The following is a 12,798-nucleotide window of genomic DNA, read 5'->3' as shown; positions in this document are numbered from 1 at the left end:
ATGACCGCCACCGTGACCGCCGCCCTCGCCCCGCTCCGCGCCCGCAAGGGCCAGCGCCGCACCCCGGGCCTCGACGACGCCACCCTCGAGCGCCTGGCCGCCGGCCATCCCGAGCTGCGCGCCGCCATCGACGCCGCCGCGGCCGAGTTCGCGCACGTCCAGGCCGACTTCGGCGACCTGCTCGACCTCGACGAGGACGCCCAGATCGCCGCCATCCAGGCCGGCTACGTCAACTTCTATCCGCAGGACGGCGTGAACCCCTACGTCGCCCTCGCCGCCCGCGGCCCGTGGATCGTGACCCTCAAGGGCGCGGTGCTGTACGACACCGGCGGCTACGGCATGCTCGGCTTCGGCCACGCGCCGGAGCAGGTGCTGGCCGCGATGGCGAAGCCGCAGGCGCTGGCCAACATCATGACGCCGAGCCTGTCGCAGCTGCGCCTCGACCGCGCCCTGCGCGCCGAGATCGGCCACAGCCGCGGCGGCTGCCCGTATGCCGCCTTCATGTGCCTCAACTCCGGATCGGAATCGGTGTCGCTGGCCGCGCGCATCGCCGATACCAACGCCAAATCCATGACCGATCCGGGCGCGCGTCACGCCGGCCGCACGATCAGGCGCCTGGTGGTCAAGGGCGCCTTCCACGGCCGCACCGAGGCCCCGGCGCTGTACTCCAACTCCACCCGCAAGGCCTACGAGGGCGCGCTGGCCAGCTACCGCCACGAGGACAGCGTGCTGGTGGTGGCGCCCTACGACATCGACGCGCTGAAGCAGGCCTTCGCCGACGCCGACGCGAACGGCTGGTTCATCGAGGCGATGTTCCTGGAGCCGGTGATGGGCGAAGGCGACCCCGGCCGCAGCGTGCCGGTGGACTTCTACGCCGCCGCGCGCGAGCTGACGAAGGCGCACGGTTCGCTGCTGCTGGTCGACTCGATCCAGGCCGGCCTGCGCGCCACCGGCACGCTCTCGATCGTCGACTACCCGGGCTTCGAAGGCCAGGAAGCGCCGGACATGGAGACCTATTCCAAGGCGCTCAACGCCGGCCAGTTCCCGCTGTCGGTGCTGGCCGTCAACGAGCGCGCCGCCGGCATCTACAAGCGCGGCACCTACGGCAACACCATGACCGGCAACCCGCGCGCGGCCGACGTCGGCGTGGCGGTGCTGGGCATGGTCACCCCGGAGGTGCGCGCCAACATCCGCACCCGCGGCGCGCAGGCGATTGAGAAGCTCGAAGCGCTGAAGGCCGAGCTGGGCGGGCTGATCACCAAGGTCCAGGGCACCGGCCTGCTGTTCTCCTGCGAGCTGTCGCCGGAGTTCAAGGGCTATGGCGCGGGATCCACCGAGGAGTGGCTGCGCGAGCAGGGCCTGGGCGTGATCCACGGCGGCGAGAACTCGCTGCGCTTCACGCCGCGCTTCCAGATGGGCGAGGACGAGCTGGACCTGGTGGTGTCGATGGTCAGGCGCGCCCTGCTCGAAGGGCCGAAGGTGAAGGCGGCGGCCTGAGCGGCCAGCGCCTGCTGACCAGGGGGCCGGCTCTCAGGAGCCGGCCTCTTTTTTTGGTTCTTCGCCCAACCGGGGGAATGTTCGCGTTGGTGTTTTTCGGGCTGCGGCGGCCCGGCGCGGACGCAGGGGGGATGCCCAGCCGGAATCTGCGCTGTCCTGCTCCCACTTCCGGCCGCCGGCCATCCATGGCCGGCTCTGGGCATCCCCCCTGCGCCCGCACCGGGCACCACCTCCCCCGCGGTCCGGGAAGACGCCAGACCTGCCTGACCGAGTCCTTCCAGTTCTGACCCGCCCTTCCGTTTGCGAGCGGCTGCCGCCTGGATCGTTGTGTGCCTTGCTGCGGACGTTGGCGCTTCGGTTGCGGTTGCGGTTGCTGTTGCAGTTGCTGTAGCTGTTGCAGTTGCTGTTGCTGTTGCCGTCGATCGTTCCCGGAGCCGACCATGGCCACAGCCCGTCGCGCGCACAGGGGGTGTGCGGACAGCCGGCCATGGATGGCCGGCGGCCGGCAGTGGGAGCAGGACGCGGAGATGCCGGGGGAGCACACCCCCTGTGTGCGCGACGGGCCGCGTACACCATCACGGAGCCGACTTGCCAACCCCGCAAGCATCTCTGGCCGCAGCAGATGCCAATCCAGCATCACCACAGTCAGGCTCGACCGCGAGCCTACTCACTTGGGAAATGAACCTCTTTTTTTTGCGCCGCGATGGCGCGCCGCGGCTTCGTCCAGCATCCGAAGCGCCTCGGCCGCGTCGCCCCAGCCCTGCAGGCTGACGCTGCCGGCCGCTTTGGCGGGGAGCTGCTTGTACGCGCGGAAGAAGGCTTCGATGCCGGGGCTCCGTACGCGGTGCGGGGGCCGGGCGCGTGCCCCCGGGGCCGGGCATGCGGCGGCGATGAAGCCGCGCATGCTCGCCGTCGCCGTCATTCCCAGCAGCGGTCGGCGCGGCCCTTGAGGGTGGCCGCGCGGGTGCAGTCGCGCTGGTCGATGCGGCCTTCAACGTGCTCGACGATGCGCCGGCCCGATGCCCGGTCGCCCTCGATGGAAAACGCGTCGTACAGCCGTCCGGTGGCGGTGCGCGCCTCGTAGCGCAGCACGTCACCGTCGATGCGCACCCGCTGGTACAGCTGGGTGTCCTCGGCCACCGGCGCCATCGTGGCGCGCGCCTCGGGCGACAGCCGGTACTGCTTGGCACCGGCCACGCTCACCACGTACTGCGGCGTGCCCTGCCCTTCCACCAGGCCACCGCGGCGGCCGTAGACGTGGTCGTGGCCCTGCAGCACCAGGTCGACGCGATGGCGCTCGAGCACCGGAAGCACATGCTCGCGCAGCAGTGCGTTGTCGCGGTCCTGGCGCGGCGAGAACATCGGCTGGTGCACGACGACGATGGTCCAGGCGCGCGGGCTGCCACCCGACCCGGCGTCGCCCAGTACGCCGTCCAGCCACGCGGCCTGCGCGCGCGCGGTGCCGAGGTCGAGCGCGGAGGTGCCGTCGAGCACCACGAAGCGCGCGTCGTGCATGTCGAACCAGTAGGTCGAGGCCTCGGCGCCGGCGGCGCCGTTGCCGGCCAGCGCGAACGCGTGCGGCCAGTGCGCGCCCATCATGCGGCGCTCCTGCGGCGTGTCCTCGAACTCCTCGGCGTACTCGTGGTTGCCCATCGCCGGCGCCACCAGCATGGTCGCGGCGACCGGCGCGACGATGTCGAACCACTCGCCCCATTCGTTGTCGTCCTCGCCGTCGCCACCGCTGACCAGGTCGCCGGCGAACAGTGCCAGGCGGGCATCGGGCGCATGCCGCAGCGCTTCCAGCAACACGCGGCTGCCGTGGCTGGCGTTCTTGTTCTGGGTGTCGCCGAAGTACAGGAACTCAAGCGGCATGCCGGGCTCGGCCGCGGTGCGCAGCTGCCGCCACGGGCTCCACCAGCCGCCGGCGCCCTGCACGCGGAAGGCGTACAGCGTGTCCGGCTGCAGCCCGTCGACCTCCACCCGGTGCTGGTGGCCGACGCCGTTCTCCGTCCCGAACACCGAGGTGCGCGCGACAAGCCGGCGCGGCTCGCCCACGTCGGGCGAATCGCCCGCCACCACGAGCTCCAGCCTCGGCGCCTGCACGCCCGCGGACGTGCGCCAGGACACCTGGAAGCCGCGCGCGGGATCGGCCGCGGGCGAAGCGACGATGCGGTCGGGCTGCGCGGCCGGTGCGTAGCGCAGGTCGCCCGCGGGCACGAGCGTGTTCGGCTCGACCGCGCGGGCCGTGCCCGTCGCCGATCCCTCCGCGCCCGCCGCGAACGGCAGTGCCAGCAGCATCGCGAGCAGCAGGGGATTCGACGCGCGCGGACGTGCGTGCAGGAGCGGTGGGACGGCGGCGGACAGCAGGAACCTGGGCATCGTGGATCGACCTTGCGAAAGGAATGTCATGAAACCGCAAAGTTTCCGGCCGCTGTATGACGGACTTGTTGCAGCCCGCAGTCCCGCTGCCGCGGATGCGCGCCATGCGGTCCGTCCACGGTCACATTCCTGCCATGGAAGCGACATTCAATACCCGGATGACTACGCACCCGGGCCTGACTCGCATGATCCGCAACACCCTCAAGACCACCCTCCTCTCGCAGGCACTTCTGTTCGCGCTGGCGGCACCCGCCGCGTTCGCACAGGACGCGGCCCTGGACGGCTCCACCGATGCGGCCCCCGACCCCAAGCAGCTCGATTCGGTCGTGGTGCAGGGCGAAATCGCCTATCGCAACCGCACCGCGGACATCGAGCCGGTGCTGAGCTACGACCTCGAGTATTTCCAGCGCTTCGAACCCACGACCGTCGGCGACATGGTCAAGCGCGTGCCGGGCGCCGCCTTCGTCGGCTCCGACATCATGGAATACGACGGCGTGCAGCTGCGCGGCCTCGCCGGCGGCTACACCCAGGTCCTGATCAACGGCAAGAAGGTGCCCGGCGCCGGCGACGACCGCTCGTTCTGGATCGACCGCATCCCGGCCGAGATGGTCGACCGCATCGAGGTCCTGCGCAGCAACAGCGCCAACCGCTCCGGCGACGCGGTGGCCGGCGCGATCAACATCGTGCTGCGCGACGCCTACGAGTTCGACGGCGGCTACCTGCGCCTGGGCGCGACCCGCTGGGACGACGGCGAAGTCAACCCGTCCTTCGGCGCAGTCGCCAGCGGCGAGGCCCTGGGCGGACGCATCCTCGGCGGCATCAACGTGCAGGACCGCTACCGCGGCAAGTACAAGCGCTCCGACCGCTTCTCCGACCCGTCGATGCAGGAGCTGGTCAGCTGGGAGGACCAGGAGGAGATCAAGGACGGCCGCGACTACTCCGGCAACGTCTCGTACACCGCCGACGTCGGCGAGACCGGGCGGCTGAGCATCGACGGCTTCTACGTCAAGACCGACCGCGACGTGACCGAGGTGTCGTACGAGGAGGAATACGACGACGGCGAGGTGATCACCGCCGACGTTCCCGGCTTCAGCACCGTGGACCAGAAGAACTGGGGCATCGGCGCCGAGTACCGCTTCGACATGGCCGGCGGCACCACCGAGCTGGACTTCGACTACGCCAGGTTCGAGGACAGCAGCATCGAGACGGAAGAGGCGCACGCCTACGTCGACGGCGAGTGGGACGAGTCCGAGGCCGAGCGCCTGGACATCGACGCCAGCGACACCGAGACCAGCTTCAAGATCGCGCACAAGCGCTGGCTCGGCGGCACCGAGATGCAGTTCGGCGTCGACTACCGTGCCAAGGAGCGCGAGATCGACCACGCCTACTACGAGTTCGCCGCCGACAACGAAGGCGACCCGGTGGTGTACCAGCCCGACACCATGGTCGGCAGCCTGATCGAGGAGACGCGGATCGACCCGTACCTCATGTTCTCCGGCGGCACCGGCGTGATGGCCTGGGAAGCCGGCCTGCGCTACGAGCGCACCGATTCGGACATCGAGTCCAGCCAGGACGGCGACCTCGTCCGCGTGTCCAAGGACTACGGCGAGCTGCTGCCGTCGCTGCACCTGAAGTGGGACCTGACCGACGCCGACCGCATCAGCCTGTCGCTGGCCCGGAGCATCAAGCGCCCGGACTTCAACGCGCTGATCCCAGCGCTGCTCGACGGCGAGTACGGCGACAACGACTACATCGGCAACCCGCACCTCGACCCTGAGACCGCCAACGGCCTCGACCTCGGCTACGAGCACCGCCTCGGCCGCCGTGGCGTGGTCGGCATCAACCTCTTCTACCGCGACATCGACAACCTGATCGAGCTGGTCAACACCGGCGAGCCCAGCGATGAAATGATCGGCACCTGGGAGGACCTGGTGGACGATGGCGAGTACGCCACCATCGAGGAGGCCATGGCCGCCGAGCCCGCCAACAGCTGGGTGTTCACCTCGGCCAACGTCGGCAGCGGCAAGGTCTACGGCCTCGAGTTCGACCTGTCCACCCCGCTGGGGGCCTTCGGCATGGAGAACACCGGCGTGTTCATGAACTACGCCTACGTGAAGTCCGATGTCGACGACTTCATGGGCGAGCGCCGCTTCAACAACCAGGCCAAATCGACCTTCAACGTCGGCTTCATCCAGGACCTGCCGACGCTCGACGCCAGCTTCGGCCTGTCGTACCGCAAGCAGGGCGACGCATACGAGCGCATCGTCGGCGAGGAGGTCACCATCAGCTACGGCGAGGACCTCGAAGCCTTCGTCGAGAAGCGGTTCGGCAACAGCTTCTCGCTGCGCTTCACCGCGGCGAACCTGCTGGACGCGTCGAAGGACGAGGTCTTCCACAAGTTCAACACCTTGGAAGACCAGTTCGCGCGCGACTACGACGAGTTCGAGCTGGAGACCGAAGAAGCCGGCCCCAGCTACCAGCTGGTCATGCGCTGGGCGTTCTGAGCCGGGCGCCCTGCCCACCGGACCACGGAAAAGCCGGCCCGATGGCCGGCTTTTTCGTGGCCGGCATGCACACGGCCGCGACTTTGTTGCAGACTTCCGGCATCGCTCCCCAGGCACCGCAACGTTGAAGATCGTCGAAGTCCGCCATCCCCTCGTGCAGCACAAGCTCGGCCTGATGCGCCGCGCCGACAACAGCACCAAGACCTTCCGCGAGCTCGCGGGCGAGGTCGCGGCGCTGCTCACCTACGAGGCCACCGCCGACCTCGAATGCGAGGATGCCGAGGTCGAAGGCTGGGCCGGCCCGGTGCGCGTGCGCCGCATCAAGGGCCGCAAGATCACCCTGGTGCCGATCCTGCGCGCAGGCCTGGGCATGCTGCCCGGCGTGCTGGAGCTGATCCCCGCGGCCAAGGTCGGCGTGGTCGGCATCCGCCGCGACGAATCCACCCTCGAGGCCATGGCCTACTACGAGAACCTGGTGGGCGACATGGCCGACCGCACCGCGCTGATCCTCGACCCGATGCTGGCCACGGGCGGCACGCTGGTGGCCACGGTCGACATGCTGAAGAAGGCCGGCTGCACGCGGATCAAGGGGCTGTTCCTGGTGGCCGCACCGGAGGGCCTGCGGGCGCTCGGGGCCCGCCATCCCGACGTCGAGGTCTACGTGGCGTCGATCGACGAGCGCCTGAACGAACTGGGCTACATCCTCCCCGGCCTTGGCGACGCCGGCGACAAGATCTTCGGCACCCGCGCCTGAGGGGACGTTGCGCGGGCGCACGGCGCGCGTCCACGCTGTCCTGCCCCCCGGGCATCCCGCGTTGCCCGGGATGTGGCCACCGCTCCGCTGCCGCCGACGCCTCCGGCCCCCGAGGGCCCGATCCCGCCCGCCCACGCGCCGCCGGCGGGGGAATGGCTGTTCGGCCGCTACCGCCTCGTGCCCGCGTCCCGCAGCCTGCACAGCGGTGAGCGCCGCATGGAGCTGGATCCGCGCGCGCTCGCGGTGCTGGAATGCCTGCTGCGGCAGGCCGATTCCGTGGTGCCGCGCGCCCACCTGATCGCCGAAGCCTGGCCGGGCGCCGAGGCCGTTTTCGACAGCGCGGTGTCCAAGGTCATGCGCCGCCTTCGCGTGGCGCTCGGCGACCCGCACGGCAACGTCCTGCAGACCATCTATGGCGAGGGCTACCGCCTGGCGTTGCCGGCGACGCTGCTGCCGCCGATGCCGGCACCGGCCGCGCACCGGCCACCGGGACTGCGGAACGGGGCGGCGCATGGCCAGGCGACGTCGCGCGATGGCGTGCCGGCCCCCTCGGCGTCCACGTCGACGCTCCACTTGGTGCCGGATCCCGGGAAAGACGATGCGGGGATTCCGCGGCACGGGCCGCGCGCCGCCTGGCGGGTCTGGCTGCCGTGGACGATCGCCGCCCTCGCCAGCCTGCTCGCCGGCTGCCTGGCCTGGCTGCTGTACCGCGCGGGCGTCGGCTGACCCTCAGTCCGCGCCGTTGGCTCCAAGGCTGCGCGCCTGCAGCCGTTGCACCTGGTGCACGCCGCTGAACCGGCCGCGCGCGTCGCGGTCGAGCTGAGCGAGCGCGCAGTCGGGATCGTGGGTGAAGTACAGGTGCACGCCGCGGGCGAACTTGTCGTCGAGGAAGGCCTGCTTCTCGTCGATCAGGGTCTCGGCGCAGCGGTCGTAGCCCATGGTGATTGGCACGTGCACCCAGGGCAGCCCGGGCACGAGGTCGGCGCAGAACACCACGCCGCCGTGGTGGCCGTCGTCGCGGCGCTCCGGGCCGAGGATCTCGGCCAGCATCATCCCCGGCGTATGGCCGTGGCTCCAGTGGAAGCGCACCGCGTCGCCCAGCGCCGGCGTGCGGTCGCTGCCGTGATCCACCAGCTCCACGCGGCCGCTGGCCTCGAGCAGCGGCAGCAGCGCCGGGATGTAGCTGGCGCGATCGCGCGGGTGCGGATCGCGCGCGCGCTCCCACTGCTCGCGGCCGATCACGAAGGTGGCGTTGGGGAACAGCAGCTCCGGGTCCCGGCCCTCTTCCCAGGCCGACAGCAGCCCGCCGGCGTGGTCGAAGTGCAGGTGGCTCAGCACCACCACGTCGATGTCCTCGTGGCCGAAGCCGGCCTCGCGCAGCGAATCCAGCAGCACGTGGCCGTCGCCACCGATGGCGTAGCGCTCGCGCAGCTTCGGCTCGAAGAAGGCGCCGATGCCGGCCTCGAACAGCACCGTGCGCCCATTGAACGGCGTCGCCAGCAGCGCACGCGTGGCGAGCCGGATGCGGTTCTGCGCGTCCGGCTCCATCCATTTCGACCACATCGCCCGCGGCGCGTTGCCGAACATCGAGCCGCCGTCGAGCCGCTGGGTATTGCCTTCGATCGACCAGAGTTTCATGTGGATATCCTCGTGTCCGTCCACCACTTGTCGCCCACCAGCCACTGCAGGAGCAGCTACAGCTGCGACCCGGTTCACCGGCCCAGACGAATTCATGCCCGCCTGGAGATTCCGGTCGCAGCTGTAGCTGCTCCTACAGGATCATGGTCAGGGATCGTGGGGATCATGGTCAGGGGCGATGGCACCATGGCCAGGGTGGTGGCTCGGACGGTGGTCAGGGCTTGGTAGCGCGCACTTCGGCCTTGCCCACGGGGTTGCGCGGGTCGGTCCCGGCTTCCATGCGCTTGCCGGCGATGTCCCAGGCCACGGTCTGGAAGTTGCCCCAGGCGTCGCTGGAACGGCGGCCCTCGGCCACTTCGTCCTCCGGGCGCACCACGGTGTGGCCCATCGCGCGCAGTGCCTGCGCGGTGGCCACGTCGAAGGTGCCGGCCTCTGCCTGGATCGCGTCCGGCATCCACTGGTGGTGGTACCGCGGCAGCGCGGCGACGTCGGCCGCCGACAGCCCGGCGTCGTAGCCGAGCACGCCCAGCAGCACCATGGTGATGATGCGGCTGCCGCCCGGGGTGCCGAGCACGGCGATCCGGTCGTCGGACAGCATGAAGGTCGGCACCATCGAGCTGAGCATGCGCTTGCCCGGCGCCGGCGCGTTGGCGTCGAAGCCCATCACGCCGAACGCGTTCGGCGTGCCCGGCTTGAGCGCGAAGTCGTCCATCTCGTTGTTGAGCAGCACGCCGGTGCCCGGCGCGACCAGGCCGGAGCCGTAGAGCAGGTTCACCGTCTGGGTCGCGCCGACGCGGTTGCCTTCGGCGTCGATGATCGAGAAGTGCGTGGTTTCCTCGTCCTCGAGCGGCGTCGGCGCGCCGGACAGCAGGTCGCTGGGCGTGGCGCGCTCCGGATGGATGGTGGCGCGCAGGCCGGCGGCGTAATCGGGGCTCGTGAGCAGCCGCTGCGGCACGTCCACGAAATCGGGATCGCCCAGGTAGAAGGTGCGGTCGCGGAAGGCGCGGCGCATCGCCTCGACCACCAGGTGCGTGCGGTGCGCCTCGTCCAGCTTGCTCAGCTCGTAAGGCGCCAGGATCTGCAGCATCTGCGCCAGCGCGATGCCGCCGGACGACGGCGGCGGCGCGGTGACGATGTCCCAGTCGCGGTAGCGGAAGCGGACCGGCTCGCGCTCGCGCACGCGGTAGGCGGCGAGTTCGGCGGCGGTCCACTGTCCGCCTTCGGCGTTGACGCCCGCCACCAGCTTCGCGCCGACGTCGCCGGCGTAGAAGCCGTCGAAGCCGCGCTCGGCCAGCTGTTCGAGCGTGCGCGCGAGGTCGGGCTGGCGGAACAGGTCGCCTTCGCGGATCGGGCGACCACCGGCGAGGTAGACCTCGCGCGTGCCGGGATAGCGCTCCATCACCGTGCGCCGCGCCTCGTAGCCGCGCGCCATGCGTCCGTACACCGGGAAGCCCTCGCGCGCGATGCGGATCGCCGGCGCCAGCGTGCGCGACAGCGGCAGCCTGCCGTACTGCTGCTGGATGTGGACGAAGGCCGCGGGCAGGCCGGGGATGCCGGCCGACCAGGCACCGTTGGTGGCGCGGTCGCGGTCGAACTCGCCCTCGGCATCGAGGTAGCGCTCCGGCGTCGCGGCCTCGGGCGAGGTCTCGCGCGCGTCGACGAAGACGTCGCGGCCGCTCTTCGCATCGTGCAGCAGGAAGAAGCCGCCGCCGCCGATGCCGGAGCTGATCGGCTCCACCACCGACAGCACCGCCGACACCGCGATCGCCGCGTCGAAGGCGTTGCCGCCGTCGGCCAGCACTTCCATGCCGGCATCGGTGGCCAGCGCGTGCGCCGAGGCGATCGCGGCGCCCGGAGGCGTGGCCGCGGCCGCCGGAGCAGCATGCGCGGCGGCCTTTGGCGCCTGGCCATCGGCGGCCGCCACCACGCCCGCGGGCACCAGGGCGAACAGCAGCGGCAGCGCCATCCGGCGCAGCAGGGTCATTGGCGTCATGCAGCCTTCTCCGTCAGCCGCAGGAACTTGGCCAGCAGCTGGTCGTGGGTTTCGGGAACATCGGGATCCGGGTCGATGCACTCGACCGGGCAGACGACGACGCACTGCGCCTCGTCGAAATGGCCCACGCACTCGGTGCAGCGCGAGGGATCGATGACGTAGACGGTTTCACCCTGCGAGATGGCCTCGTTGGGGCACGCAGGCTCGCAGACGTCGCAGTTGATGCAGAGTTCGTTGATGCGCAGCGCCATGGAGCCATTGTAGACCCTGGGCGTGCGGGCCGCCGCCGGCACGGGGCCGGCGGCGGACGCGGGGGCTTACTTCGCCTCGACGAAGATGAACTCCACGGCGGCCGGGGCCACGGCGGCGGACACGCGCTCGCGGTCGGCAGCGGCGCCGATGAACACGACGCGCACGCCCTTCATGGTGTCGGGTTCGACGCCGGCGAAGGCGTTGACGATGATGTCGGCCATCTTCGCCGAGTCCGACGAGGCATAGGCCAGCATGTTGCCGCGCACGATGCCGCGCGACACGTCGCTGGTGGCCTTGTCGGACAGGCGCTCGTAGTTGCCGGCGTCGGCGGCCTCGTCGCCTGTCGGTGCCGGCAGGTAGTAGACGTAGGGCTGGTTGACGATGCCTTCCATGTTGCGCGTCACCACGTCGGAGACGTAGGCGCGCCAGGCGGTGTCGTCGGCGGTGGCCGGCGCGGTCAGCGGCGCGGCGACGACGGCGACGGGCGCCTCTTCCTTCTTGCAGGCCGCAAGCAGCGGCAGCGCGAGGCAGGCGGACAGGAGCAGGCGGGTGGTGGTCTTCATTCGTGTTCCCCAGGAGATCGTTGCGTTGGTGGTGAGTCTATCCCGCGCGCCGCCATTCGGCCTGGAGCGCTTCGGCCACCGCCGCCGGCACGAAGCCCGAGACGTCACCGCCGAGGCGGGAGATCTCGCGCACCAGCGACGAGGATATGAAGCCGTACTGTTCGGCCGGCGTCAGGAACAGCGTCTCCACCTCGGGAATGAGGTGGCGGTTCATGCTCGCCAGCTGGAATTCGTATTCGAAGTCGGACACCGCGCGCAGGCCGCGCAGCAGCACGCCGCCGCCGACGTCGGAGACGAAGTGGGCAAGCAGCGAATCGAAGCCGCGGACCTCGACGTTGGCGTGGTGGGCCAGCGCCTGGCGCGCGAGGTCGACGCGCAGGCCGAGCTCCAGCGCCGGGCCCTTGGCCGGGCTCTCGGCCACACCCACGATCAGGCGGTCGAACAGCGGCGCGGCGCGGTCGACCAGGTCGACGTGGCCGTTGGTGATCGGATCGAAGGTGCCGGGATAGACGGCGATCCTGTTTCGGGCTGTGCTCATGCCTGTGTGCGCCGTGCTCGGGGTGCTGATCCGCCGGCCGGAGTGTATCAGCGCGGCACGACGCTGGTCAGGGTGCCGGCGCGCGCCGGAACAGGGCGTGGCGCGCGTCGCGGGTCGAGGACTCGCGGTGCAGGCGCCAGCCGGCGCCGGGTGCCGCCGGGGTGGCCGACGGCGACTCGATGTAGAGCCAGGCCTCGTCCGCGACCCAGGGGCCGAGCCGCTCCAGCGCGGCGTCCCAGGCGCCGGAATCGAAGGGAGGGTCGAGGAACACCAGGTCGAAGCGGCCGTGCAGCGGCGCGCGCAGCAGCTCCAGCGCGTCGGCGCGCAGCACCGTGGCGGCATCGCCGGCATCCAGCCGCGCGCAGGTGTCGCGCAGCGACTGCGCCAGCGCGGGATCGCGCTCCACCAGCAGCGCCTCGCGCGCGCCACGCGACAGCGCCTCGAGGCCCAGCGCGCCGCTGCCGGCGAACAGGTCGAGCACGCGCGCGCCCGGCAGCACCGGCTGCAGCCAGTTGAACAGGGTTTCGCGGGCGCGGTCCGAGGTCGGCCGCAGGCCGGGCGCGGACGCCACCGGCAGCTTCGATCCGCGCCAGCGGCCGGCGATGATGCGCACGCTGCCGGAGGCCGCGGAACGGGAGGGCGCGCGAGGGCTGGGTGGTACCATGACGCGGCATTGTCCG

The 12,798-nt window shown here is 70.9% G+C and carries 12 protein-coding genes; 4 read left to right on the top strand and 8 right to left on the bottom strand.

Annotated features, from left to right (window positions below; all coding sequences use genetic code 11):
• On the top strand, positions 1 to 1,497 hold the full coding sequence (locus tag IE168_RS03940; protein ID WP_189495457.1) for an aminotransferase class III-fold pyridoxal phosphate-dependent enzyme: 1,497 nt from the start codon (positions 1 to 3) through the stop codon (positions 1,495 to 1,497).
• Positions 1,498 to 2,164: 667 nt separating this feature from the next.
• On the opposite strand, the gene IE168_RS03935 is transcribed toward IE168_RS03940, so the two are convergent.
• Positions 2,165 to 2,401 (bottom strand): inorganic diphosphatase, encoded by a 237-nt coding sequence (locus tag IE168_RS03935; RefSeq protein WP_189495454.1) that lies wholly within the window; start codon positions 2,399 to 2,401, stop codon positions 2,165 to 2,167.
• A 14-nt stretch (positions 2,402 to 2,415) separates the two neighbouring features.
• Positions 2,416 to 3,795 carry a purple acid phosphatase family protein gene (locus IE168_RS03930; RefSeq protein ID WP_189495860.1) on the bottom strand — a complete coding sequence of 460 codons (1,380 nt, stop codon included), beginning with the start codon at positions 3,793 to 3,795 and terminating at the stop codon, positions 2,416 to 2,418.
• A gap of 266 nt (positions 3,796 to 4,061) precedes the next feature.
• On the opposite strand from IE168_RS03930, the gene IE168_RS03925 reads away from it, so the two are divergent.
• From IE168_RS03925 to IE168_RS03915, 3 genes are all read left to right on the top strand, one after another.
• Positions 4,062 to 6,380 carry a TonB-dependent receptor plug domain-containing protein gene (locus IE168_RS03925; RefSeq protein WP_189495453.1) on the top strand — a complete coding sequence of 773 codons (2,319 nt, stop codon included), beginning with the start codon at positions 4,062 to 4,064 and terminating at the stop codon, positions 6,378 to 6,380.
• Positions 6,381 to 6,504: 124 nt separating this feature from the next.
• A complete protein-coding gene (gene upp / locus IE168_RS03920) occupies positions 6,505 to 7,134 on the top strand; it encodes a uracil phosphoribosyltransferase (RefSeq protein ID WP_189495451.1) in 630 nt (209 codons plus the stop codon).
• Between the two features lie 72 nt (positions 7,135 to 7,206).
• Positions 7,207 to 7,860 carry a winged helix-turn-helix domain-containing protein gene (locus tag IE168_RS03915; RefSeq protein WP_189495448.1) on the top strand — a complete coding sequence of 218 codons (654 nt, stop codon included), beginning with the start codon at positions 7,207 to 7,209 and terminating at the stop codon, positions 7,858 to 7,860.
• 3 nt (positions 7,861 to 7,863) lie between these two features.
• Here the strand turns inward: IE168_RS03915 and IE168_RS03910 are convergent, their stop codons facing one another.
• The 6 genes from IE168_RS03910 to rsmD all read right to left on the bottom strand — a co-directional run bounded on the left by IE168_RS03910 (position 7,864) and on the right by rsmD (position 12,782).
• A complete protein-coding gene (locus IE168_RS03910; RefSeq protein ID WP_189495446.1) occupies positions 7,864 to 8,772 on the bottom strand; it encodes an MBL fold metallo-hydrolase in 909 nt (302 codons plus the stop codon).
• 214 nt (positions 8,773 to 8,986) lie between these two features.
• Complete coding sequence (ggt, locus tag IE168_RS03905; protein WP_386660070.1) at positions 8,987 to 10,765, bottom strand: gamma-glutamyltransferase; 1,779 nt, start codon at positions 10,763 to 10,765, stop codon at positions 8,987 to 8,989.
• Positions 10,762 to 11,016 (bottom strand): YfhL family 4Fe-4S dicluster ferredoxin, encoded by a 255-nt coding sequence (locus tag IE168_RS03900; RefSeq protein WP_189495444.1) that lies wholly within the window; start codon positions 11,014 to 11,016, stop codon positions 10,762 to 10,764. Before IE168_RS03900 ends, ggt begins: the two co-directional genes overlap by 4 nt.
• A 66-nt stretch (positions 11,017 to 11,082) precedes the next feature.
• Complete coding sequence (locus IE168_RS03895; protein ID WP_189495443.1) at positions 11,083 to 11,580, bottom strand: hypothetical protein; 498 nt, start codon at positions 11,578 to 11,580, stop codon at positions 11,083 to 11,085.
• A 37-nt stretch (positions 11,581 to 11,617) separates the two neighbouring features.
• On the bottom strand, positions 11,618 to 12,118 hold the full coding sequence (gene coaD / locus IE168_RS03890; RefSeq protein WP_189495441.1) for a pantetheine-phosphate adenylyltransferase: 501 nt from the start codon (positions 12,116 to 12,118) through the stop codon (positions 11,618 to 11,620).
• Positions 12,119 to 12,185: 67 nt separating this feature from the next.
• Complete coding sequence (gene rsmD, locus IE168_RS03885; protein ID WP_189495438.1) at positions 12,186 to 12,782, bottom strand: 16S rRNA (guanine(966)-N(2))-methyltransferase RsmD; 597 nt, start codon at positions 12,780 to 12,782, stop codon at positions 12,186 to 12,188.
• Positions 12,783 to 12,798: the final 16 nt, after the last annotated feature.

Source organism: Luteimonas padinae (assembly GCF_014652935.1).
In the GTDB taxonomy this organism is placed as follows: domain Bacteria; phylum Pseudomonadota; class Gammaproteobacteria; order Xanthomonadales; family Xanthomonadaceae; genus Luteimonas; species Luteimonas padinae.
Note: the sequence above shows the minus strand (reverse complement) of the source record. Positions and strands in the feature narration are given on the sequence as shown.